This is a genomic window from Croceicoccus sp. YJ47 (genome assembly GCF_016745095.1).
In the GTDB taxonomy this organism is placed as follows: Bacteria; Pseudomonadota; Alphaproteobacteria; order Sphingomonadales; family Sphingomonadaceae; genus Croceicoccus.
In genome coordinates, this window is record NZ_CP067087.1 from 2,724,580 (window position 1) to 2,748,160 (window position 23,581).

At 65.2% G+C, this 23,581-nt stretch carries 18 protein-coding genes; 5 read left to right on the plus strand and 13 right to left on the minus strand.

Annotated elements, in window-relative coordinates:
* Nucleotides 1–44 precede the first annotated feature (44 nt).
* The 8 genes from atzF to JD971_RS13280 are packed head-to-tail and all read right to left on the minus strand — an operon-like array spanning nucleotide 45 to nucleotide 10,165.
* Entirely contained in the window at nucleotides 45–1,811 is a 1,767-nt protein-coding gene (gene atzF, locus JD971_RS13245) for an allophanate hydrolase (protein WP_202084099.1), read from the minus strand.
* Complete coding sequence (uca, locus tag JD971_RS13250) at nucleotides 1,808–5,398, minus strand: urea carboxylase (RefSeq protein ID WP_202084101.1); 3,591 nt, start codon at nucleotides 5,396–5,398, stop codon at nucleotides 1,808–1,810. The genes atzF and uca overlap by 4 nt, the downstream gene beginning before the upstream one ends.
* The gene (locus JD971_RS13255; protein ID WP_202084103.1) at nucleotides 5,395–6,030 is read right to left on the minus strand and encodes an urea amidolyase associated protein UAAP2; all 636 of its coding nucleotides are present in this window, start codon (nucleotides 6,028–6,030) and stop codon (nucleotides 5,395–5,397) included. The genes uca and JD971_RS13255 overlap by 4 nt, the downstream gene beginning before the upstream one ends.
* 30 nt (nucleotides 6,031–6,060) lie before the next feature.
* The gene (locus JD971_RS13260; protein ID WP_202084105.1) at nucleotides 6,061–6,885 is read right to left on the minus strand and encodes an urea amidolyase associated protein UAAP1; all 825 of its coding nucleotides are present in this window, start codon (nucleotides 6,883–6,885) and stop codon (nucleotides 6,061–6,063) included.
* Nucleotides 6,882–7,409 (minus strand): CopG family ribbon-helix-helix protein, encoded by a 528-nt coding sequence (locus JD971_RS13265; RefSeq protein ID WP_202084107.1) that lies wholly within the window; start codon nucleotides 7,407–7,409, stop codon nucleotides 6,882–6,884. The genes JD971_RS13260 and JD971_RS13265 overlap by 4 nt, the downstream gene beginning before the upstream one ends.
* Before the next feature lie 12 nt (nucleotides 7,410–7,421).
* Nucleotides 7,422–8,240 (minus strand): ABC transporter ATP-binding protein, encoded by an 819-nt coding sequence (locus JD971_RS13270; RefSeq protein WP_202084109.1) that lies wholly within the window; start codon nucleotides 8,238–8,240, stop codon nucleotides 7,422–7,424.
* Entirely contained in the window at nucleotides 8,237–9,052 is an 816-nt protein-coding gene (locus JD971_RS13275) for an ABC transporter permease (protein WP_202084111.1), read from the minus strand. Before JD971_RS13275 ends, JD971_RS13270 begins: the two co-directional genes overlap by 4 nt.
* A 30-nt stretch (nucleotides 9,053–9,082) precedes the next feature.
* Nucleotides 9,083–10,165, minus strand: coding sequence for a putative urea ABC transporter substrate-binding protein (locus tag JD971_RS13280; RefSeq protein ID WP_202084113.1), 1,083 nt, complete (start codon nucleotides 10,163–10,165; stop codon nucleotides 9,083–9,085).
* 209 nt (nucleotides 10,166–10,374) lie between these two features.
* On the opposite strand from JD971_RS13280, the gene JD971_RS13285 reads away from it, so the two are divergent.
* From JD971_RS13285 to JD971_RS13300, 4 genes are all read left to right on the plus strand, one after another.
* Complete coding sequence (locus JD971_RS13285; protein WP_202084115.1) at nucleotides 10,375–11,463, plus strand: MBL fold metallo-hydrolase; 1,089 nt, start codon at nucleotides 10,375–10,377, stop codon at nucleotides 11,461–11,463.
* Between the two features lie 30 nt (nucleotides 11,464–11,493).
* Nucleotides 11,494–12,495 (plus strand): MBL fold metallo-hydrolase, encoded by a 1,002-nt coding sequence (locus JD971_RS13290; RefSeq protein WP_202084117.1) that lies wholly within the window; start codon nucleotides 11,494–11,496, stop codon nucleotides 12,493–12,495.
* Nucleotides 12,496–12,525: 30 nt separating this feature from the next.
* Nucleotides 12,526–13,461, plus strand: a complete 936-nt coding sequence (locus JD971_RS13295) for a YncE family protein (RefSeq protein ID WP_202084119.1) — start codon at nucleotides 12,526–12,528, stop codon at nucleotides 13,459–13,461.
* Nucleotides 13,462–14,016: 555 nt separating this feature from the next.
* Nucleotides 14,017–16,449, plus strand: coding sequence for a TonB-dependent receptor (locus JD971_RS13300; RefSeq protein ID WP_202084121.1), 2,433 nt, complete (start codon nucleotides 14,017–14,019; stop codon nucleotides 16,447–16,449).
* A gap of 42 nt (nucleotides 16,450–16,491) precedes the next feature.
* Here the strand turns inward: JD971_RS13300 and JD971_RS13305 are convergent, their stop codons facing one another.
* The 4 genes from JD971_RS13305 to JD971_RS13320 all read right to left on the minus strand — a co-directional run bounded on the left by JD971_RS13305 (nucleotide 16,492) and on the right by JD971_RS13320 (nucleotide 19,980).
* Nucleotides 16,492–18,054, minus strand: coding sequence for a sulfotransferase (locus tag JD971_RS13305; RefSeq protein WP_202084123.1), 1,563 nt, complete (start codon nucleotides 18,052–18,054; stop codon nucleotides 16,492–16,494).
* Nucleotides 18,055–18,133: 79 nt separating this feature from the next.
* Complete coding sequence (locus JD971_RS13310; RefSeq protein ID WP_202084125.1) at nucleotides 18,134–18,457, minus strand: UrcA family protein; 324 nt, start codon at nucleotides 18,455–18,457, stop codon at nucleotides 18,134–18,136.
* A 113-nt stretch (nucleotides 18,458–18,570) separates the two neighbouring features.
* Nucleotides 18,571–18,996 (minus strand): hypothetical protein, encoded by a 426-nt coding sequence (locus tag JD971_RS13315; RefSeq protein WP_202084127.1) that lies wholly within the window; start codon nucleotides 18,994–18,996, stop codon nucleotides 18,571–18,573.
* A gap of 150 nt (nucleotides 18,997–19,146) precedes the next feature.
* Nucleotides 19,147–19,980: a pirin family protein gene (locus JD971_RS13320; RefSeq protein WP_202084129.1), complete on the minus strand. Its 834-nt coding sequence runs from the start codon at nucleotides 19,978–19,980 to the stop codon at nucleotides 19,147–19,149.
* Between the two features lie 198 nt (nucleotides 19,981–20,178).
* Here JD971_RS13320 and glpK point away from each other — a divergent pair, with 198 nt between their 5' ends.
* On the plus strand, nucleotides 20,179–21,678 hold the full coding sequence (glpK, locus tag JD971_RS13325) for a glycerol kinase GlpK (protein ID WP_256435314.1): 1,500 nt from the start codon (nucleotides 20,179–20,181) through the stop codon (nucleotides 21,676–21,678).
* A 105-nt stretch (nucleotides 21,679–21,783) separates the two neighbouring features.
* Here the strand turns inward: glpK and JD971_RS13330 are convergent, their stop codons facing one another.
* Nucleotides 21,784–23,580 carry an acyl-CoA dehydrogenase C-terminal domain-containing protein gene (locus JD971_RS13330; protein WP_202084134.1) on the minus strand — a complete coding sequence of 599 codons (1,797 nt, stop codon included), beginning with the start codon at nucleotides 23,578–23,580 and terminating at the stop codon, nucleotides 21,784–21,786.
* Nucleotide 23,581: the final 1 nt, after the last annotated feature.

Genomic DNA, 23,581 nt, shown 5'->3' on the forward strand with positions numbered 1-23,581 from the left:
ACGGCGCCGGTGCGGCCCGCGTGGCTGAATGACGCCGGCGCCATTCAACCTTGCGCGATAAAGGCGCGCCACCCGCCCAGATGCGTAATATCCTCCGCCCCGTCGAGCGCGCGCGGTTCCGCGACAAAGCCCTTGACGCTGCTGCCGTCGGAAAGCGTGACGGTGCCGATGGCGAGCGGGGCGGGCACCTCGGCGGTGAAGCTGCCGAAATGGGCGACGTCCAGCTCGTAAATCTCGACCGGTATTTCGGCGCCGTCCGCGCTATATGCCAGGGCGGGCTTGGGGGGCGTGCTGTCGGCCATGGCATAGAGGCGATAGCTCGGCGCGGTGGTCGTCTCCGCGATGAATTGCGCATCGCGCGAGGTCAGCTGCCAGTGTAGCGGCATGTCCTTCAGATGGGCGCCGACGACGGCCAGTTTCACACGTTCCACGATAGTCTCCTCGGCAAGGGGCGGGGGCGGCGGCAATTCGGCCGCATCGAGATAGTTCTGCGCCGCGTCGATCAACGCGGCATCCGTATCCGCCGGCCCGATCAGCGTGATGCCGAAGCCGGTGCGATTGGAGCGCGCACCCGCCGGCACGGCGATCGCCGCCATGTCGAGCAGGTTCACGAAATTGGTATAGAAGCCCAGATTGCTGTTGAGCGCGACCGGCGCCGCCTCAAGCTCGCGGACGCGGTAAATGGTGCCCGTGGTCGGGAAGGCGAGCATGTCGACATCGTCCCAAAGCGTGTCGGCATGGCGTTTCAGTTCGGCCAGACGATAGATGCCGTTCCACAATTCGACCGCGCTCATGCCGGTGCCCGCACTCACCACCTCGCGCACGGTGGGATCGATGGCGTCGGGGTTGTCGCGTAACAGATCCGCGATGGCGGCGGTGCGCTCCGCCACCCACGGCCCGCCGTAAAGCAGGCGCGCCGCCTCCAGCAATGGCGCGATGTCCAGCTCGACAATCTCGGCATCCCGGCCCAGCGTTGCGAGCGCCCGGTCATAAAGCGTCTCGGACTGTGTATCGCCGAAAAAGGCGCGCTGATCCTTGCGCGGGACGCCGATGCGCGACGCCGCGATGCCCCGATGCGCCAGCGGTTTCGACCAGGGATCGCGCGGATCGAAGCCTGCGACCACCGCATCGGCGAGCCGCGCATCGACGGAATCATGGGCGAACACGGTGATGCAATCGATGCTGCGGCAGGCGGGGACCAGCCCGTCGGTGCTCCACCGCCCCTTCGTCGGCTTGAAGCCGATCAGGTGATTGAAGGCGGCAGGCACGCGCCCCGATCCCGCCGTATCCGTGCCGAGTGCGATCGGGACCAGCCCCGCCGCCACGCAGATGGAGGAGCCGGAACTCGATCCGCCGCTGACATAGTCGGGATTATAGGCATTGCGCGGAATGCCATACGGGCTGCGCACGCCGACGAGGCCGGTCGCGAACTGATCGAGATTGGTCTTCCCCACGCAGATCGCACCGGCCTGTTCGAGCCGGGCCACGACCGTCGCGGATCGTTCGGGACGATAGGCGAAGGCGGGACACGCCGCCGTCGTTTCGAAGCCGGCGACGTCGATATTGTCCTTCACCGCAAAGGGCACCCCGGCAAGCGGCAGGCTCTCCCCATCCGCGATGCGGGCGTCGATCCTTCGCGCTGCTTCACGCAGAATATCGGGTGACGCGCGCGAGATCCAGATGGCCGGCTGCACCGCATCGTAGCGTTCGATGCGGGCGATCGCCTCCTCCATGATCGCGGCGGCGCTGCTCCTGCCGGTGGCGACGGCGTCGGCGATTTCGGTGGCGCTGCGCAGATCCGTCATGCTCATGCCTCCCGCCGCAGGGCGACCATCGGCGCGCCGGGGGTGAGCGCCTGGCGCTCCTCGGCATAGATGGCCGCGATGGTGCCGCTCGCCGGGCTTTCGAACGGGCATTCCATCTTCATGGATTCGATGATGGCGATGACCTGCCCCTCGGTCACGCTGTCTCCCGGCGACACATTCATCTTCCACACGCTCCCGCCAAAGGGCGCCTCGATCAGCTCGGCCCCGTCGGGAACCTCGATGGCCGGGGCCGCCGCGCCGAGCCCGGCCTCATCCTCGATGAGATCGCTGACCCGGTCGAATTCGCCGGAGCGTTCCCATTCGGCGCGCTCTGTATCGAAGGCGGCCTGTCGGGTTTTTTCGAACGCGGCGATGGATTCGGCATGTTCGGCAAGAAAAGCGCGATAATCGGCGAGGCGGAACTCCGAATGCTCGACCTCGATCGCGCGGCGTCCGTTGGGAAAATCGCGGCGCCATTCGGCCAGCTCGTCGGCATCCACCTTGAAAAAGCGGATCTGATCGAAAAAGCGCAGCAGCCACGGCTTTCCATCGACGAAGGCGTCGGTCTGCCGGTGGGTATTCCAAACCTGGATCGTGCGGCTGAAAAGCTGGTATCCGCCCGGTCCCTCCATGCCGTAGATGCACATGTAGGCCCCGCCGATCCCGACGACATTGGGCGGGGTCCACGTGCGCGCCGGATTATATTTCGTCGTGACCAGCCTTTGCCGCGGGTCGACCGGCGTCGCGACTGGCGCGCCAAGGTACACATCGCCCAGCCCCATGACGAGATAGCTCGCATCGAAGATCAGCTTCTCCACCGCGTCGGCATCGGGCAGGCCATTGATGCGGCGGATGAACTCGATGTTGTCGGGGCACCACGGCGCATCCTCGCGGACCGCGCCCATGTATTTCTCGATCGTTTCCTCGATCGCCGGGTCGCGCCAGCTCAGCGGGAGATGCACGATGCGCGAGGGCACAGTGAAATCCTCAAGATCGCCGAGCGCTTCTTCCGCCGCGATGAGCGCGTCGAGCGCGCCCTTCTGATCCAGCGAACGCCCGTCGAAATGCAGTTGCAGCGAGCGGATGCCGGGCACGATGTCGATCACGCCGGGCAGGGCGCGCCGTTCGAGTTCCTCCATCAAGGCGTGCACGCGAATGCGCAATTCGATGTCGAGCACGATGTCCCCGTATTCGACGAGGATATTGCGGTCACCCTGCTGTCGATAGACGGTGCGCGGGCGGTGGCCCTGCGGCTCGATCGTGCCGAGAATGGGGGAGAGCACGGCGACGTCGGCGCCAGCGTCCGGCGTATCGTCGTGCGACAGGGGCATGCGGTCGGCCTCTGCCGCATCCTCCACGGTGACGGGGACGAAGCGCACGGTATCGTCGGGGGAAAGCTGTCCGATCTTCCACCTGTCCGCCGCGATTACCGTAAAGGGACAGACGAACCCGCCGAGCGAGGGGCCGTCCGGTCCCAGGATGATCGGCATGTCGCCGGTGAAATCGACCGCGCCGATGGCATAGGGATTGTCGTGAATGTTCGACGGGTGGAGCCCGGCCTCGCCGCCGTCCTTGCGCGCCCATTCAGGTTTCGGCCCGACGAGCCGCACCCCGGTCCGGTTGCTGTTGTAATGCACCTGCCAGCGGGCATCGGCGATCTGCGCGATATCGGCCTCGGTAAAGAAATCCGGCGCGCCGTGCGGCCCGTAAAGCACGCGCAGCCCCCATTGCGTGCCGAACGCGGGTTCGCCCGTCGGCGGACAGGGCGCGGCGGTTTCGCCACGTTCGAGATGCAGCGTATCACCCGCCAGCAACTGCCGCGCGGCATGCCCGCCGAACTGTCCCAGCGCGAAGGTGCTGCGGCTGCCGAGATAGGACGCAATGTCGAGCCCGCCGGCGAACAGGACATAGCCGCGCACGCCGCCGCCGCTCACCCGGCCAAGCGCGAGCGTCTGCCCGGCCGCGATGTCGAGAACGGTGCCCCTCGGCGCCGGTTCGCCATCCAGCGTGGCGCCGAAATCCGCGCCCATGAGACAGATGCGCGCATCCGCATTGAAGAGCAGCGTCGGCCCGCTCGCCGTCATTTCGAGGCCCGCCGTACCCTCCGCATTGCCGAGCATCAGATTGCCGAGCCGGAACGAACGGTCGTCCATCGGGCCGGAGGGCGGCACCCCGACGGACCAGTACCCCTCGCGGCCAGGCCAGTCCTGTACCGTGGTGGCGGTGCCGCCGCTGATCACGCGGATGCTCGCCGGGTGATAGTCGATCGTCTCAAGCAGCTTGGTCGAAACCGTCCCGCGGCCAAAATCGTCGTTGCGCACAACGTCGCGCAGCCATCGCAAATTCGTCTCGATCCCGTCGATGCGCGTGTCGTCGAGCGCGTCCTGCATGGCACCGATCGCGGCCTCGCGCGTGTCGGCGTGGACGATCATCTTGGCCAGCATGGGATCGTACCATGCGCTGATCTCGCTCCCCGCCATGCACCAGCGTTCGACGCGCACGTCGTCCGGAAATTCCACGGCGGTCAGCGTGCCGACCGTGGGCCGGTAATCCATCGCGGGATCCTCGGCATAGAGGCGCACCTGTATCGCGTGGCCGTTCGCCACCGGGGCTTCGCCGTCCATGAACGCGAAATCGCCCTGCGCGCCCCGGATCATCCATTCGACGATGTCAATGCCCATCACCTCTTCGGTGACGCCATGCTCCACCTGAAGCCGGGTGTTCATTTCGAGGAAGAAGAACTCCTCCCGCTCCGCATCGAACAGGAATTCCACGGTGCCGGCCGAAAGATAGCCCGCCGCCTCACCCAGCCGGACCGCCGCACCGATCAGCTCCGCACGCTTGGCATCCGATAGGCACGGGGCGGGCGCTTCCTCCACCACTTTCTGATTGCGGCGCTGGAGCGAGCAGTCCCGTTCGCCCAATGGCACGATGCGGCCGGCGCCATCGCCGAAGATCTGCACCTCGATATGGCGCGCACGCCCGATATACCGTTCGAGGAACACGCCCGCGTCGCCGAAATTGCCCTGGCCGAGCCGTGCCACCGCGTCGAACCCGTCGCGCACCGCGGCCTCGTCCTCGCAAATGCGCATGCCGATGCCGCCGCCGCCCGCCGTGGCCTTCACGATCACGGGAAAGCCAATGTCGCGCGCGGCCCCTGCCGCTTCCTCGCGGTCGGTGAGCAGGCCGGTGCCGGGGGCGAGCGGGACGCCGTGGCGCGCGGCGAGATCGCGGGCGCTGTGCTTCAGGCCGAAGGTGCGGATGTCGTCCGCCGTCGGCCCGATGAAGACGATCCCCGCCTCCTTGCACGCCTCGGCGAATTCGGTGCTCTCGGCGAGAAAGCCGTAGCCGGGGTGGATAGCGCCCGCGCCGCTTTCGCGCGCGGCATCGAGAATCGCGGGAATGGAAAGATAGCTTTGCGATGCGGTCGCCGGACCGATGCAGATGGCATGGTCGGCCTGCGAGACATGGAGCGAACCTGCATCCGCCTCGGAATAGACCGCGACCGAGCGCAGGCCCATGCGGCGGAGCGTGCGGATGATCCGCGTTGCGATGGCACCCCTGTTGGCGACGAGGACCGTATCGAAGCTCATGCCGAAACGATCATGCGGACGGGGGTGGGGTTGAACGCGTTGCACGGATTGTTGATCTGCGGACAATTGGACACCACCACGATCACGTCCATTTCGGCACGGAGGTCGACCGTGAGGCCGGGCGCGGAAATGCCATCCACGATGCCGAGCGAACCGTCATCCTCCACCGGCACATTCATGAAGAAATTGATGTTCGAGACCATGTCGCGCTTCCCCCGCCGTTCGGTCAGGTTCGCCTCCAGGAAATTCTCGACGCAGGCGTGTTGCGACTTCGTATGATGACCGTATCGCAACGTATTGGATTCGCACGAACATGCGCCGCCAATGGTATCGTGATATTCGACCGAGGTATCGGCGATCGTCATCATCGGGCGCCCTTCGTTCGAGCGCAGCACGGTGCCCTTGCGCAGGAACAGATTGCCCTGCGCGGCGAGGGTGTCCTGCGCGCTGTAACGTTCGGCGTCGTCCGCTTCGCTATAGAGCAGGAAATCGACGGCCTGGTTGCCCTCCACATCGACGATGCGCAGCGTCTGCCCGGCCTTCACATGATGGAGCCAGGGTGCGCGGGCGGCGACGATTTCGTCATGCACGATCGGGCCGGGGAGGCCGGCAACATTCGGGTCGTTGCTCATGTCGGCAAGTCCTTCTATCAGCAGCGCCGTTCAGCGGCGGTAGTAGTCTTCGACGTTCTGAAACGCGCGCAATCCTTCGGGCGTGGCGTTGCGCACCGGGTCGTCGGCGGGGGCGGGGGCACCGCGCCACGCCGTCGCGCGCAGCGGGGTCACGCTCCATTCCGCGCGCGGGTCGAGCACGTGGGCGCAATTGGCCAGCACGACGATCACGTCCATCTCGGCGCGCATCACGATTTCGCGGCCTTTCTCGAACGGGCCGACCTGCGGGGTGATGGTCCCGTCCTTCCCGATCCGCGTGCCCTTGAACAGGTTCACGCACGGGTGCACGTCCCGCCGCGTCAGCCCGTGCTTGGCCGAGCCGAGGATGAGCCGGTCGCGCCCGTTGGGGGTGGGGCCGCTGTTGCGCCCCTCGCCATATTTCGCCGCGTTGGTGGCCGCGTTCGACGTGCCGCAAAACGTGTCATGCGTGCCGGCGCCATCCTCGATCACGCTCATCAGCACGCGGCCCATGTCGGACAGGAGCAGCCGCCCGGAGGCGAGATAGGCGTTCCACTGCACCTTTACCGTATCGGCAACGTTCAGCCGCTCCGTCGGCATGTCCGCATTGTAGAGCAGCAGCGAGGCGCAGGCATCGCCGCCAATATCGACCAGCCGCAGCCGCGTCCCGCGTTTCAGCACGCGGGTCGCATAGCCGCCCGCCGCGATCGTTTCCTCCCACACCAGGTCGCCCGCATCGACGCCATCGGGCAGGTCGTCGGCGACGGGCGGGATGATCGGCATGGCCTCCGCAACGGTTCCGGCCATGGCGCGCGCATGGTCGCGCGCGGCCATCGGGTTGGCGAGATTGGTTGTCATACCTTCGCGTCCTTGTTTTTTGCCTTGCGTCCTTTCGCGGCGGGCTCCGGCGCATCGGCGGATGCGGCCCATTCCGGCGTGTCCAGTTCGTGCAGGGGCGGGAGCAGCGCGGTCGTGGTGACGAGCTGAAGCTGATTGATGCCGCGAATGCTGCGCAAGGCATCGCACAACTCCTCGAGCCGCATCGCCGGCCCCTGCACGAGCAACACCTCCAGCGACTGGTCATCTTCGAGGAAGACATGCTGCGAGGAGATGACTTCCTTCAGATAATCCGCCTGCGTTTCGGCGAGTTGTTGCCGCACGCGCCCGCGATTGCCGCGGTAAACAAGGGTGATCGTGCCCGCGAGCATGTCGTCCGGGCGGAACTGCGCCTCATGCTCCGCGAGGGCGTGGCGGATCAGTTCGGCGATGAGCTGCGAGCGCGACGGCAGCCCGCGCTCCTCCACCATCATGTCGAGCTGACGGAACAATTCGGCGGGCAGGCTCATGCTCAGACGCGCCAGATTGTTGGAATCGGAACTCATGCGACCTCTTTCTCAATTATTACGTTTATTGTCAATCGTAATACTGCTGGTTTCGTTCACCGGCAGCTCCGCCCGGTCCTCGCTGCGATCTTCCAGCGCCGCCGGATCCTTCTTCGACAGCGCCAGATCGTAGACCGCCGTGGCGCCGAAACGGTGCGGCGCGTGCGGATCGTGGCGGCGCTTGTCGAGCGTGAGAACCCGCGTGCCGAGCGTGAACGCTTCCTTCAGGTCATGGGTGACCATGATCACGGTCAGCGCATATTCGTTCCACAGCCGGGTGATGAGCGCATGCATGTCCGCGCGGATACCGGGGTCGAGCGCGCCGAACGGTTCGTCCAGCAACAGGATCCGCGGCCGTTTGATGAGCGCCTGCGCAATGGCGAGCCGCTGCTGCATCCCGCCCGACATTTCGGCAGGGTAAAGTTGCATCGCATCCTTCAGCCCCACCGCGTCGAGCATCTCCTCCGCCTGCTCACGCGCGGCCCGCTTGCCCGCACCGAACAGACGGGCGGCAAAGGGGGCCTGCGCGCATTCGAGGCCGAACATCACATTGCCCAGCGCGGAGAGATGCGCGAACACCGAATAGCGTTGAAACACGACCCCGCGATCCGGCCCGCATTCGGGGGCAAGCGCCTCTCCATCGAGGAGGATGGAGCCGCGCGTCGGTGCCTCCTGTCCCAGTATCACGCGCAGCAGGCTGCTCTTGCCCGCGCCCGAGGGGCCGATGATCGACACGAAGGACCGGTGCGCAATGTCGAGCGAGACATTCTCCAGCACGATCTTGTCGCCATATTCGACCCAGATATTGCGGAGGCTCAGCAGCGCGCTCAATGTCCTGCTCCATGGGCCCAGGGGAACATGCGGCGGCTCGCCTGCGTGAGCAGCAGGTCCATCGTCACGGCGAGCAGCGCGATCCACGCCACGTAAGGCAGGATGATGTCCATCGACAGATAGCGCCGCACCAGAAAGATGCGATAGCCAAGCCCCACGTCCGCCGCGATCGCCTCTGCGGAAATCAGGAACACCCATGCCGGGCCGAGCGAAAGCCGCACCGCATGGATGAGCCGGGGCATCGCCTGCGGGAGAGCGACGCGGATCATCACCTGCCAGCTATTGGCGCCCAGTGTCTGTGCCTTGATGATCTGTTCGCGGGGCAGGGCGGCGATATGGGCGGCGATGTCGCGGATCATGAACGGCGCGATGCCGATGACGATGAGCGCGACCTTCGCCGTTTCGCCCAGCCCGAACGCGATGAACAACACCGGCAGCAGCGCGATCGGCGGAATGACGGCAATGCCCGTCACCAGCGGACCGAATGTCGCGCGCACCGTCGGCAATATGCCCAGCACCAGCCCGGCCAGAAGCGCCGAAGCGGTCGAAATCAAAAGCCCGATGGCAAGCCGCGTCAGGCTGGCGAAGGTATCGTCCCAGAACAGGCGCCCGCCCGAAAGCGGATCGCGTTCGAGGATCAGCGCCGCCATCGCATCGACCATCTGCCCCGGCAGCGGTAGGATCTTGTCCGCCGGGTTGATCGCGTGCCGGTCGGCGGCGAGGAGCAGGTAGAGCAGCAACAGCAGCGCGATCGGCAATGCGCCCATCATGATGGCGTGCCCCCGCCCGAGCCTGCGGTTGACCCATCGCATCAGCGGCGGCCCCCCGTCATGCCCGCGCGATCACAGCGCATTGTCGGCCGCCATCTGCATGAAGCTGTCGTCGAAACGCAGCGTCACGTTCTGCGCATTGCCGAGCGTCTTGCCGCCGGGGAATGCCATGCCGACCGCATCGGCGGAACGTGCGCCCTGACCGAACAGCCCCTGGGAAAAGCTGAAATCGCGCACCCGCTGCATCGTCTTGACCAGCGCGGGCCAACGCGCCGCGGCGACGCCGGCCTGCGGCGTGTCGTAGAGGAACGTCGTGGCGAGCTGTCCCTCGAACACCTCCGGCGTGGTGCCCGCCATCTTGGCCATGGCATCGCGGGCGGCCTTGCCCTCGGCGTCCTGCCGCTTCATCAGGGCCATCGTCTCGTACCAGATTCCGGCCAGCGCCTTGCCGAGGTTCGGATTGGATTTCAGCGTGGTCGTATCGACCACCAGCAGGTCGAGAATCTCGCCCGGAATATCGGACGAGCTGAACACCATGTTGGTGCCGGGCGTGTCCTTCATCGTGGAAAGCTGCGGGTTCCAGGCCACGGCGGCCTTGATCTCGGGCGCGGTGAAGGCACCGGCGATGTCCGCATCCGCCGTGTTGATCGTGTTGACCGCCGTCATCGGCAGGCCCGCCGTTTCCAGCCCGCGCGCCAGCAGGTAATGCGACACCGACAATTCGACGAGATGCACGTCCTTGCCCCGGATCGCGCCGAGCCGGTCATTACCCTTGAGCAATATGCCGTCGTTGCCGTTCGAATAATCGCCGATGATGACGGCGGTGGTATCCTTGCCCCCCGCGGCGGGAATGGTGAGCGCGTCCATGTTCGCGACCGTCACGCCGTCGAGCTTGCCGGCGGTGTACTGGTTCACCGATTCCACGTAATCGTTCACCTGCACGAATTCGATGTCGAGGCCGTATTTGTCGGCCCATTTGTCGACGATCCCGGCCTGCTGTGCATAGGGCCAAGGCATCCACCCGGCATAGATCGACCAGCCAATGTCGAAATCGGTGCGCGGACCGGCGGGCTCCTCCGGCGACGAACACGAGGCCAGCACGAGGGCACCGGCAATTGCGACGATGTTCCCCGCGGTACGGATACGGTTGATCATGATTCGTCTCCTTTCGCGCTTGCAGCATTGCGCGATCGCGCGGGCTTGTCCATGCCAAATATTACTGTTGATCGTATTCGTAATATCGGTATAGTCCTCGTCACATGCGGCGCTTTGGCAAGAGAGCGCCGCGTGCGATGTCCGGGGAGGGGGCGTCTTGAAACGGCATGCGTTCAACGCCGCCCGCGCGGCGGTTCGAAAGGATGACGATGCCCCAGACCGATACGGCAAAGCCGATCACGACGACCATCGTGGAATCGACCGCGACACGCGCCTATCCCAATGGCAATCCCGATCTTCCCTACAACCGCGCGGCGGTGCGCAACACCGACAGCGCCGTCCCGCGCCCGCCCCGCGCGCCGGTCATGCACGATTACGCTTGCGACGGGCCGGCCCCGGGACAGATCGCGTTTCGCTGGATCCACGGCTCCAACATTGCGGCGAAGAATCAGGATCCGCGCGTTCATGTCCTGCAATATAACGAGGACAGCTTCATCCTGCGGCAGAATGTCTGCGTCCATTGGGAGGCGCCGTTCACCTATCTGCTGTTCGGCAATGCCGGCGCGCTGCTCATCGATACCGGGGCGACCGCCAACGCCGCGCATTATCCGCTGCGCAAGACCGTCGATGCCGTGATCGAACGCTGGGCGCAGGCGCGTGGGCGGCGGCGGGTGCCGCTCACCATCGCGCTGACCTCTGGTGAGGATGTCGCGCAGAACCAGGGCCTGAAACAATTCGCCGGGCGCGCCGATACGACGATCGTCCCGCCGCCCTTCGCCGCGATGAAGGGGCATTACGGACTCGCCGAAAACTGGCCCGGCGGGTCGGCGGCCATCGACCTCGGCGACCGGGTCATCACCGTCCTGCCGACGCCCGGCGCGCATCGCGACGGGGTCAGCTTTTACGATCCCTATACCGATTTCCTGTTTACCGGCGACCTCCTCTATCCCGGCAAGATCAACATCGGCAACGATCGCGATTTTGTCGCCTCGCTCGAACGTCTGTCCGCGTTTGCCGGCAGTCAGCCGGTGAAATGGGTGATGGGCGGCCATGTCGAGATGATGTTCGTGCCGGGCCGCTATTACCCGCGCTTCGCCACGTTCAAGCCGTATGAGCGGGTTTTGCAGATGGAGCCCGCGCTCATTGACGAGGCGCTGACCCACGCGCGGGCGGTGCAGGGGCGGGACACGATGCTGATCCGGCCCGATTTCGTGCTGATGAACGGGGTCAGCCCGGATCAGCGCACGTCCAACTGGCCCGAGGGCGTGCCGAAGATCAATCCGCCGCACCCGTTCTGAACGCCATTGCCCGCACGAAAGGATCCGCCGATGGATCGTCGCACCTTCCTTGCCTATAACGCCGCCGCGGCCGTGCCGCTCACCATTGCCGGAAAGGCGTATGGCGCGAGTGTTTCGCATGACGGCCCGCCGGTGAATTTCACCGTCGACGGCCCCGCACCGGGGGCATTTCCCGACCGCTGGATCTGCGGATCGCCGTCCGCGATGGACAACACCGATCCCCCGATTCAGGTACACTGGTATAACGAGCACACCGCGATCCTGCGGCAGAACAAGGCCTATAGCTACGAAGCGCCGTTCGCCCCGCTCTATTTCGGGAACGACAGGGTGCTGCTGCTCGACGAGGGCTACGTCCAGCTTCGCAACGATTGCGATTACCGCGCCGTCGTCGACGATTGCATCGAACAATGGTGCCGCCGCAACCGCCGCAATCCGGCCGCGATGGAACTGCTCGTCGCGTTCAGCCATCTGCACGCCGACCATTACGCCGCGGTCAATCAGTTCGCCGACCGCCCGAATACGCGATACATGGGCCTCACCCACGAAGAAATGCTGGGTTTCTGGGGGATGACGAATTTTCCCGAAGAGCGCGTGACGCTCGACCTCGGCGGGCGGGAGATCCTTATCTGGGGCTCGCCCGGCCACGTGATTTCGGAATTCGCCTATTACGACAGCTATACGCAGATCCTCTATACCGGCGACATGTTCTATCGCGGGCGCTGCTACATCAGCTTCTGGGAGCCGTGGTTCGACAGCATGAAGCGGCTGATCGATTTTTGCGACACGCACCCGGTCGCGCATGTGATGGGCTGCCATGTCGAAATGAGCGAGACGGGCGAGGATTACCCCTACGGTCTCACCTATCAACCGGATGAGGCGCCGGTGCAGATGACCGTCGCACAGCTTCGCGAAACCTACGAATATGCGAAGGGGATTACCGAGCCCGGCATCTATTTCACCGGCACGGTGTACCTGTGCAACCAGTCGCGCAGCACGACGACCATCGACCGCTACCCCTATCGCTACGAATGATGCGCGCTGGCGCGAAGACAGGAGATTTGCATGAAACGCACCATGGTGACCGCCGCCCTGTTCGCCGCGACGACAGGATGCGTAACGACAGGCGCGCCCGGCCCGGACGCCGCACCAGCTTTGGTCGAACGGGAATTGAGCGTGCCCGGCTTTGCCGATTTCCTCGCCGTCGATGGCGATACGGTCTGGGTCACGAATGACGGGCGGGTCGAGCAATGGTCGCGCACGGAAAAGCTTGCCAGCGTGACCGTGCCGCGCCCGTGCGGGACGATGGCGGTGGCGGCGGGATCGCTCTGGGTCGCGAATTGCCCCGATGCCAATCTCTACCGCATCGACACCGCGACCGCGACGGTGGAGCAGATGATCGCGACCGGCATCGCCAATCCCAAGGGCGAAACGAATGTCGTTGCCGGCGCAGGATCCGTCTGGGTGCCGAGCGCGGCGAGCGGCGAAATCGCGCGGCTCGATCCCGAAACGGGCGCGATCGTCGCACGCATTCCGGTCAATCCCGGCACGTTCTTCCTCGCCTACGGGCATGACGCGCTCTGGGCGGTGAGCAGCGATGCCCGCACGTTGCAGAAGATCGACCCCGACAGCAATGCGGTCGTCGGCACCGTCGCGCTCGGGCTGCAGCCCGGCTTCCTCGCCGCGGGGGAGGGGGCCGTCTGGGTGCAGGAACAGGGCGACGGCACGGTCGCGCGCGTCGACCCCGCAACGCTCGCCATCACCGACAGGGTGAAGGTCGGCGAGACGCTGGCCTATGGCGATATCGACGTGGGCGGCGGGCTGGTCTGGCTCCGCACGACGGAGGACCAGGTGTTCGCCGTCATCGATCCGGTGACCATGAACGTGACTGCTCGCCTCGGCGAACCGGCGGGCAGCGGGGCGATCCGCTACACCCCCGATGGCGTATGGACCAGCGCCCACGACAATCAGACGCTTTCCTGGTGGAGCAGGCCGGACTGAACCCCCGGAAATTCCGGTTCGCGGCGCGATGCACTTTGCAATTCTGTCGGGTAACCCCCGGTTTTGCATCGGTTAATGTCGCGCCCGGTCATCGAGGCATTCGTTACCGTGCATTTCACAAATTAATACGCTTGACGCATTTCGTAATATCTGTAGCGTATCGAGAGACGCCGCAAGAGCGTCTGACCGAGAGCGAGAGGATCCACCCGGCCGGGCATATGCCCGGCTTGATACGGAGGTTTCTCGTGCATCTGCCCGATCAGAAAAATTCCGCATCCCTTGCCCATCCCCGCGCCGCCGGGCTGTTCGCGCCCGCCGCGCGGCAGGCGGACCGGCGCGGCCATCGTCCGCCGTCTGCGTCCGCTCCACCGCGGTCTGCCGCCGGGCTGATGCGGGCGGCGCGAACGGCGGCACGTGCCCTGTTCCGGGCGCGCGTTGCGGCACGCGGATGACGACCGGCTGCCCTGCCATGACGGAACGCGGGGCGGTCCCTTTCTACACCAATCATCGACGCGCGATCGCGCGCGGGATCTTACACCTGACAGGGGGAAAACCATGACCAAACGCCAGACCTTCAGATCCGCCCTTCTTTCGGCGACCGTGCTCGCCATGGCGGGCCACGCCGCCCACGCCTCGGCACAGGATGCAAACGCGGGCACGATGATCAACGAACCGGCGGGCGATACCTATGCCGATACGATCGACGGCGCGATCGTCGTGACCGGCACCCGGCGCAGCACCACGATTCAGGACACGCCGATCAATATTTCCGCCATCGATGCAGAGGAGCTCGCCAGCAAGCAGATCGAGGATGTCCGCGACATCGCCGATTTCACGCCCGGCATGACCATTTCGGACACCGGGCCGGGATCGACGGGTTCGATCGTGCTGCGCGGGCTGAATGCGTCGGGGGTCGACGATTTCGGTGCGGGCTATGACGATTCGCTGGGCATTTATCTCGGCGAAGTGCCGCTGTTCTACGATTTCAAGCTGATCGATATCGACCGCGTCGAAACCCTGCTCGGCCCGCAGGGCACGTTGTACGGTCTGGGCACGCTGGCCGGTGCGATCCGCTATATCCCCAACCGCCCCGATGTCACCGGATTCGAGGGTGAGTTCCACGGCCGCGCCTATGCCAAGAGCCACAGCGATGATTTTGGCTACCAGGCCGACGGCATGGTCAACATTCCCATCGTGCGCGATCACGTCGCGTTTCGTTCGGCGACCGGTTACTATTTCGATCCCGGTTTCATCGATTATCCGCTGCTGGTGCAGGAACCGGGCGTGTCATTGCCGCAGCCGGACGGGCCCAATGGCGTCACGCAGGAAGGCTTTGCCGAAAACCTGCGCCGTGCAGAAGATCTGAACTTCGAGCGGACGTTCACCACGCGCAACCAGCTTCTGTTCCAGACGACTGAGGATCTGAAACTCATCCTCACCTACGCCTATCAGAAGACGGATACCGACGGCGCACAGGCGAACAGCTTTGGCGTGCTGGGCACCGGGCGCTATGAAAACGCGAGCCGCTTTATCGAGCCGATCTCCCGCAATGCGCATCTGGCGAGTGCGGAGGTCAATGCGAATATCGGCGATTTCGTCGATATCGTCGCGACCGGCGCCTATACCGAGGTGAATTTCGAAGGGCAGGCCGATGTGACCGATCTGCTGCTCGATCTCGACTACGATTACGAGCTCTTTCCCGCGTTCGCCGGCTACACCGAATCGATCAACGAGCGAAAGCAGAAGAACGCCGAGATCCGCTTCGTCTCCAGCCACGGCGGCCCCTTGAGCTGGGTGCTCGGCGGGTTCTTCAACGAGAACAAGTATCAGAGCGATTATGCCGAACGCGTTCCCAACCACCCCTGGGTCGGGCCGGACAATCCCGAGGCGCTCGAATATGTGAGCTACATCACCTCCGAGGTTACGGAAAAGGCGGTCTTCGGCGAAGCGACGCTCGAAATCACGCCGGAATTTCAGGTTACGGCCGGCACGCGATATTTCGACTACGAGTCGGAGATTTCGGGTGCGGCCGCGCTCCCGCTGCTCGGCGATCCGCTCAGCCCTTACGACCTGCTTACCAATGGCGGGCAGGCCGGGCAGGATGGCTGGGTCTGGAAATTCAACAGCAGCTACGAATTCACGCCCGACCTCATGGTCTACGGCACGTATAGCAAGGGCTATCGCATTGGCGGGCCGAACCGCGTCGCGCCGTGCCCCGCCGATATTCAGCCCGGACAGCAGATCATCTGCGCGCTTCCGGACGAGCTGCAATACGGCCCGGACACGACGAAGAACCTGGAACTGGGCGTTCGCACGCAATTGTTCGACCGGATGCTGTCGCTCAATTTGAACGTGTTCCAGATCAAGTGGGATGGCATCCAGGTGGATTCCGCCACGCTCTATGGCGCGACCGGCATCACGGTGAACGGCGGCAAAGCCAAGTCCGAAGGGTTCGAAGCCTCGTTTCAGCTTCGCCCGGTGCGCGGCCTGTCGATCCAGGGGAATTACTCCTACACCGATGCGCGGCTGACCGAGGATATTCCCGGCATCCTGACCATTCGCGAGACGCCGGGCGATTATTCGAACCGTTTCGTACAGCTCGATGCGATGGACGGCGACCGGCTGCCCGGATCGGCGAAGAATGCGGGCAGCATCGGCGCCACCTACGTACAGCCTTTGGTGAGCGGCGATCTCATCGCGAACTGGACCACGGTGTATCGCGGCGACGTGGTGTCGCGGCTGGGATGGGAGCGGGCCTATGGCGAGCTGATCCCGAGCTATGTCACGCATCGCGCCCGGCTCACCTACGATACCGACAGGTTCAGCATCGGCCTGTTCGCGAACAACATCTTCGATGAATATGCCATCGTGTCGGTCGCGAACGACCGGTCGCGCATCGGTATCAACGATGGCGTCGCCGTGCGCTATTACCGCCAGGTCGTGCTCAATCCCCGGACCGTCGGGATCGAGGGCCGGGTGAAGTTCTGATCCGGATGGGCGGGGCGGCGCGTCGGGCGCCGGTCCCGCCCGTTAACCGGTTTCGATCCCCTGGTCCTCGAACCAGCGGCGGACCGGTTCCAGGGCGGCGGCATGGGTTCGCCATTTGCCCATGCCGTCGCTATTGATCGGGCGGCGGACCTGCGCCGCGCTGGGCGTCGCGACGGCGGCCTTGTTCTCGTGAAAGGACAGGCACGCCGCGTCCCACTCCAGCCCGCAAAACGACAGCAGCTCCCGCGTGCTGGCTTCCTGCGCCGTCACGAGCGCCTCATACGACAATTGCAGGATACGGCCGGGAAAGACGCGATCCCAAAACCGCATGAGCCGGTCGAACCGCGCATAATATCGCGCCGTCGCCATCAGGTCGTAGGAATAGGCGTAATAGGGCGAGCGGCTGGCGAACAGATTCTTGAAATTGCTCCACACCGTGTCCATCGGATTGCGGCGGAGGCACACGATCGGTGCGTCGGGGAAACTGCGCGCGATATGCCCGATATACAGGAAATTGGCGGGCAGCTTGTCGACGAAACGCCGCGTGTCGTCCATCCGGTGATGCTGCGCCTGTGCCATGTAACGGCTGGCGAGTTGCGCGGGGTCGATATGCCGTCTCGCGCGGATGGTGTCGGGGTCGATGATGACGCGCGACGCCGTCTGGCTCAACCGTTTTACGCCGAGCGGCATCGCCTGTAACTCCCCGGCGGAGACGACGTCGGGATGCGACGACAGGATCCGGTCGACCAAAGTCGTGCCGGTCCGAGGCATGCCCACGACGAAGAGGGGGGCGCGGCTCCCCATCGGCTGTCCCGCACCATGGCCGCCGCCATCGGCAAAGCATTCTTCGATCGCGTCGAAGATCGCGGCGTCCTGCGCGAAATCGTAACGGATGTTGCGCGCGTGCCGGGCATTGGCATCGGCGAGATGGCGAAACGCTTCGACCTCGCCGAGATCCTCCAGTTCCTTTGCCAAAGCGTAGCGGATGCGCAGGGCGTCGTCCTCGCTCCGCGCCGCGCCCAATGCGATTTTCAGCCGATCGACATGGTTGTCGCTGCGCGTCTGCCGCGACAGAATGGCGAGCGCGTAATGCGTGCGGCCATTTTCAGGATCGATTTCGAGGACGTGCTCGTAATGGACGCGCGCATCCTCGACCGCGCCTGTAAAGCCGAGCGCGGCGGCCAGGTTGTAGCGATAGTCGAGATTGTCGGGTTCGGCCTCCACCGCGGCGGTGAAGGGCGCGATGGCGCGCGCATGATCGCTCAGCCTGACCAGCACGCAACCGATCGTGTCGAAGGTGCGCGCATCGCGTGGGTTGAGGTCAAGCGCGCGCCGGGCCATGGCCGCGGCATCGCCATCGCGGCGCATCAGGATAAGCAGGCGGGCAAGCTGCGCGCAATGTTCGGGATCGTCACCGCGTGCGATGGCGGATTCGAGCAGGGGCACCGCCTTCGCGATCCGGCCTGCTTCTGCTGCGGCAATCCCGAGCAGGAAATAGCCGTCCGCATCGTCCGGCCTGTCGGCGATCAACGCATCGGCGGCGCGCGACGCCGCCGCAAGATCGCCCCGCGCAAGCGCGTTCCGCGCCTCCGACGCCAGAGTCACGAGGCGCGCCGCCCTTGCCTGCGACTGATCAATGCCACGCCGCGCATCGGGATCATGCGCCCCGACGCGCGGCCATGGATCAGTCGCGCAGAGCCAGAACGGTGGACGTCGCGCGTGCGGCCATGCGCTGCTCGATCTGATTGCGAATGTCCTGCTTTACCGCGACCCGGCATTCCTCGGCCTGTGCGTGAAGCTTCAGGTGCACACGGTCCAGCCCCTCTCCGCAAACGGCATTGGCGGCCGCGTCCATGCGGATCGCGAGGCTGCGCTGTCCCTCTACGGTCGACAGGTTGATCCCGTCGAGCTGCAGGGTCGCGCTTTCCTGAACGAACGGATCGGCCATTGCCGTCGATGCGGTACCGGCCAGCGCGCACGCGGCCATGACCATAAGGCCTTTTTTCATCATACTCTCCTGCGAACATCAAAACGCCGCTCTTCGGCGGATGGCAGGAATATAGGGTGCCGCGCCGCCATTGGCAACACGCAGCCCGCGGCCATGAAACGCAAGGGGCATGGTTATCGTACGCGAACCCTCAACGTGTCGAGGTCGGTCGTGTCGCCGAGCACGCCGATGGGCAGGTCGACGATGGCCACGTCCTTCGTGCCGCGATCCGGGGCGTGGAGCGATACCGCGATGGTGCGCGCGGGCCCGTCCGACCATTCGCGCAGCGTGTCGAGCGACAGACGCAGTTTCCATCCCTTGCCGCCCTCGACGAACACGGGGCGCCCGTTCACCTTCACGATTGCGGCAGGATCGTCGCGGCGCCCGGACACCATGAGGCAGCTCGCCTCACCGCAGCGGACGAGCCGCGTGACCGGATCGTCATCGCCGAAAGCCTGCGTCGGCGCGGCGCCGGCCGCGGCCATCGCGAACAGCCCGGCGGCGATGCGGCCATGCCGGGGCGCGATGCGGAGGAGGGGGCGTGACAGGATGCGATCCATGAAGATATCTCCTTCCGCCGCGCCGTATCGGGCTGCGGCGGCGATTGAATCTCTCCCACGCGCTTGTCGTTCTTATGGGCGACAGCTTACCTGTATTACGACCCTCGTCAATGGTATTATCCGAATGGCGGGCGGGGCGTCCCGCGCGCGTTACCGGATGACGCCGGTCTGATAATCGCGGATCGCCTGCGATATTTCCTCGCGCGTGTTCATCACGAAGGGGCCATGTGCGACGACCGGCTCGCCGATCGGATCGGCATGGCCATACAGGATCAGGCACCCGTCGGTGCTTTCGACCTCGACCGTGTCCCCGTCGCTCATCCGGGCGAGGGTGTATTCGGGAACCACCTCGCCGCCGACGGTCGCCGCGCCGCGCACGGTATAGAACAGCACGTTGCGGCCGGCAGGCGCGGGGAGAGTGGCACGCGTGCCCGGCTCCATCTCCACCGTGCCGACCACCACCCCGGTCAGCGATTGAACCGGCGCACCGTCCGGCCCCGAGACGGGCCGCCATGTCACCCCCGGCGCCATCGCGATGTCGGGAATATCCGCCGCGTCCGCCCCGATGTAGCCCGGCTCCGTCATTTTCAGCCGGGCGGGCAGGTTGACCCACAATTGCAGGAATTCGACCGGGCCGCCGCTCTTCTTGAAGCTTTCGGGCGAAAGCTCGGCATGAACGAGACCGCGCCCGGCGGTCATCCATTGCGTGCCGCCGGCCTCGACGATGCTTTCCCCGGTCGCGCTGTCGCTGTGGGCGAGGCTGCCGGTGATGATGAAGGTCACCGTTTCGAATCCGCGATGGGGATGCGGGCCGAAGGGCAGGCCATCGCTGTTCGGCGGGTAGGTTTGCGGGCCGTGGTGGTTGAGGAACAGGAACGGATCGACCTGCGGCAGGCCGGGGCCGGGCACCGGGCGGCGCGTGACGAGATCGCCAATATCATCCTGCATCGCGGTGTGGAGCGAGAGGAGGCGCCGCGCGGTCATGTGTGCCTCGCGGGGATGGGGCTTGCGAAAATGGCGGTGCGCTGCATCGTGGATCTCGGCTGTTTGCAAAGTTTGGAAAAGGGACGCTCCATCTGGTCGCTCGCCCATGGTTTTCCAAGGTGGGGTGCGAACAAATGGCGACGAACCGCTTGCCCGCATGCGCGCGCGCCGCCATCCTGCGGCAAGGGAGACGGCACAATCGCAAACGATCATATCCTGGCCATCGATCAGGGCACGACATCCACCCGCAGCATCGTGTTCGACGCACGCGGCCATGCGCTCGCATCGGCGCAGGTGGAACATATTCAGCATTACCCCGGCCGCGACAGGGTCGAGCACGATGCGATGGAAATCTGGAAAAACGCGCTGGACACCGCGCGTCAGGCGTTGGCGGCGAGCGGGCTTTGCGCCGAGGACATCGCCGCGATCGGCATCGCCAATCAACGCGAGACGAGCGTGGTGTGGGACCGCGACACGGGCGAACCGATCCACAACGCCATCGTATGGCAGGACCGGCGCAGCGCCGCCGCCTGCGCACAGATGGTCGAGGACGGACATGGCGCGGGCGTCACCGCGCGCACCGGCCTGCTCATCCACCCTTATTTCAGTGCGACGAAGATCGCCTGGATCCTCGACAATGTGCCCGGCGCACGGGAGAGGGCCGAGCGCGGCGACCTGTGCGCAGGCACGATGGACAGTTTCATCCTGTGGCACCTCACCGGCGGGCAGGTGCACAAGACCGACATCACCAATGCATCGCGCACGATGCTGTTCGACATTCATCGCCAATGCTGGGACGCGGAGCTTTGCCAGCTTTTCGGGATACCGATGGCGATATTGCCGGCGGTCCACGACAATGACCATGCATTCGGCACCACCGCGCCCGGCCTGTTCGAGCGGCCGGTTCCCATTGCCGGCATGGCGGGGGATCAGCAGGCCGCGCTCATCGGGCAGACCTGTTTCGAGGTGGGTTCGGTCAAGGCGACATACGGCACCGGGTGCTTCATGTTGCTGCACACGGGCGATAGGCCGGTGACGTCGGGCCATCGCCTGCTGACCACGCCGGCCTATCGCATTGCGGGGCGGACCGCCTATGCGCTGGAGGGGTCGATCTTTGCGGCGGGGGCGGCGGTGAAATGGCTGCGTGACGGGGTCGGGCTGATCGAGCGGGCCGGCGATACGCAGGCATTGGCGCAAAGCGTGCCCGACAGTCACGGGGTCTACATGGTTCCGGCCTTTGCCGGGCTGGGCGCGCCGCATTGGGACGCGGGTGCGCGGGGGGCGATCTATGGCCTCACGCTCGACACGCGGCCCGCGCATCTGGCGCGTGCCACGCTGGAGGCCGTGGCGTATCAGACGCTCGATCTCATCACCGCGATGCGCGACGATGGCGGCGCCATGCCGCGCGTGCTGCGCATCGACGGGGGGATGGCGGCGAACGACTGGCTGTGTCAGTTCATCGCCGACGTTGCGGATGTTCCCGTGGACCGGCCGGACGATCTGGAAACGACGGCGCTGGGCGCGGCGTTTCTGGCCGGGCTGGGCGTGGGACTATGGCCCGATCTTGCCTCGCTCGCCCATGTGCGGCGGCGCGAGCGTGCGTTTCAGCCGAACATGAAGGCCGACCTCCGCGCCGCCCGCATCGAGGGCTGGCACGATGCGGTGGCACGCACGCGATCGCGGCAGGCCGGAACGTAAGGCCGAGACGTAACAAGGGCGCGCGGAGCGAATGGCTCCGCGCGCCCGCGACGCGAGGGTCAGGGGCCCCCGCGCCGAATGACAGGCAGCGTCAGACAGCCGCGTTCAGAACGCGTCGGCCTGCATCGCCATCATGGAATCCTTGCCGCTCTTGATGGCGAGGAATTTCGCCGTCACCTCGGGCAGGACGCGATCCATGAAGAAGCGCGCGCTATTGAGCTTGTTCTTGTAGAACTCCGCATCGCCCGTTCCCTCGGCAAGCCGTTCGCTCGCGATCTTCGCCGATTTGAGGAAGCAATAGCCCATGCCTACAAGGCCCAGCATGCGAAGGTAATCGGTCGCCGCGGCGCCCGCTTCCTCCGGATCCTTCATGCCCTTTTGCGCAATGGTGCCGGTGGTGAGCTGCAACGCGCCGAACGCCTGCTGCATCCCGCCGACCATCCCGGCCAGAAGCTTGTCATCCGTGCCGGCCATATCCTCCAGCAGGTTGGACACCGCATGGAAGAACGGGCGCATGTTGCGGCCCATCCGGTCCGGCATCTTGCGCCCGACGAGGTCGAGAGCCTGAATGCCGTTGGTGCCTTCGTAGATCTGCGCAATGCGGGCATCGCGCACGAATTGCTCCACACCCGATTCCACGATGTAACCATGCCCGCCATAGGTCTGAATACCCATGTTGGCCGCATCGAAGGCGAGGTCGGTGAACAAGGCCTTCACCACCGGCGTCATCAGCGCGACGAAATCAGTCGCGCGGGCCTTCACCTCCGGATCGTCGGCATGTTCGCTCGCGTCGAGCGCACGCGACGTCCACTGACCCAGCGCGCGGCACCCTTCGGCATAGACGCGCATCGTCATCAGCATGCGGCGCACGTCGGGGTGCACGATGATGGGATCGGCGGCCTGATCGGGGTTCTTCGCACCCGACAGGCTGCGGCCCTGAATGCGGTCCTTGGCATAATAAACCGCGGACTGATACGCGATTTCATTGATGCCGAGCCCCTGGATACCGACCGAAAGCCGTTCCTGGTTCATCATGGTGAACATCGCGGCCAGCCCCTTGTTCGGCTTGCCCACGAGCCAGCCCTTCGACCCGTCGAAATTGAGCTGACAGGTGGCCGACGCCTTGAGGCCCATCTTGTGCTCGATCGCGGAGACGGACACGCCATTGGACGGTCCGATGCGGTTTTCCTCGTCGACCTGGTATTTGGGCACGAGGAACAGGCTGATGCCCTTCACGCCCTTGGGCGCATCGGGCAGGCGGGCCAGCACGAGGTGGATGATATTGTCGGTAAGGTCGTGATCGCCGGACGAGATGAAGATCTTCGCCCCGGTGACGTTGTAGCTGCCATCCTCGTTCGGTTCCGCCTTCGTGCGCAGCATGCCGAGATCGGTACCGCAATGCGATTCCGTCAGACACATCGTGCCCGACCATTCGCCGCTCACCATCTTGGGCAGATATTTCTGCTTCAGCGTGTCGGAGCCATGCGCCTCCAGCGCGGTGGTCGCGCCGTGGGTGAGGCCGGGATACAGGCTGAACGACAGGTTGGTCGCGCAGATCATCTCCTCGACCAGCTTGTTGATCCGTTCGGGAAGGCCCTGTCCGCCCCATTCGGGATCGGAGGCGAGCGCGGCCCATCCGGCCTCGACGAACTGATCGTAGGCGTCCTTGAACCCCTTGGGCGTGCGGACCACCCCGTTTTCGAGCGTGCAGCCTTCGTGGTCGCCGCTGGCGTTGAGGGGGAGGAGAATGTCGCGCGTCGTCTTGGCCGCCTCGTCGAGGATGGCGTTCAGCAGGTCGTCGTCGAAATCGGCATGCTTGGCGATCCCGCCGAAACCGTCATCGGTGAACAATTCGTGCAACACGAAACGCATGTCGCGAAGGGGTGCTTCATAAGTCTGCATG

Coding starts and splice junctions, on each gene's coding strand:
- atzF (WP_202084099.1), bottom strand. CDS start 1,811: ATGAGCATGACGGATCTGCGCAGCGCCACCGAAATCGCCGACGCCGTC.
- uca (WP_202084101.1), bottom strand. CDS start 5,398: ATGAGCTTCGATACGGTCCTCGTCGCCAACAGGGGTGCCATCGCAACG.
- JD971_RS13255 (WP_202084103.1), bottom strand. CDS start 6,030: ATGAGCAACGACCCGAATGTTGCCGGCCTCCCCGGCCCGATCGTGCAT.
- JD971_RS13260 (WP_202084105.1), bottom strand. CDS start 6,885: ATGACAACCAATCTCGCCAACCCGATGGCCGCGCGCGACCATGCGCGC.
- JD971_RS13265 (WP_202084107.1), bottom strand. CDS start 7,409: ATGAGTTCCGATTCCAACAATCTGGCGCGTCTGAGCATGAGCCTGCCC.
- JD971_RS13275 (WP_202084111.1), bottom strand. CDS start 9,052: ATGCGATGGGTCAACCGCAGGCTCGGGCGGGGGCACGCCATCATGATG.
- JD971_RS13280 (WP_202084113.1), bottom strand. CDS start 10,165: ATGATCAACCGTATCCGTACCGCGGGGAACATCGTCGCAATTGCCGGT.
- JD971_RS13285 (WP_202084115.1), top strand. CDS start 10,375: ATGCCCCAGACCGATACGGCAAAGCCGATCACGACGACCATCGTGGAA.
- JD971_RS13290 (WP_202084117.1), top strand. CDS start 11,494: ATGGATCGTCGCACCTTCCTTGCCTATAACGCCGCCGCGGCCGTGCCG.
- JD971_RS13295 (WP_202084119.1), top strand. CDS start 12,526: ATGAAACGCACCATGGTGACCGCCGCCCTGTTCGCCGCGACGACAGGA.
- JD971_RS13300 (WP_202084121.1), top strand. CDS start 14,017: ATGACCAAACGCCAGACCTTCAGATCCGCCCTTCTTTCGGCGACCGTG.
- JD971_RS13310 (WP_202084125.1), bottom strand. CDS start 18,457: ATGAAAAAAGGCCTTATGGTCATGGCCGCGTGCGCGCTGGCCGGTACC.
- JD971_RS13315 (WP_202084127.1), bottom strand. CDS start 18,996: ATGGATCGCATCCTGTCACGCCCCCTCCTCCGCATCGCGCCCCGGCAT.
- JD971_RS13320 (WP_202084129.1), bottom strand. CDS start 19,980: ATGACCGCGCGGCGCCTCCTCTCGCTCCACACCGCGATGCAGGATGAT.
- JD971_RS13330 (WP_202084134.1), bottom strand. CDS start 23,580: ATGCAGACTTATGAAGCACCCCTTCGCGACATGCGTTTCGTGTTGCAC.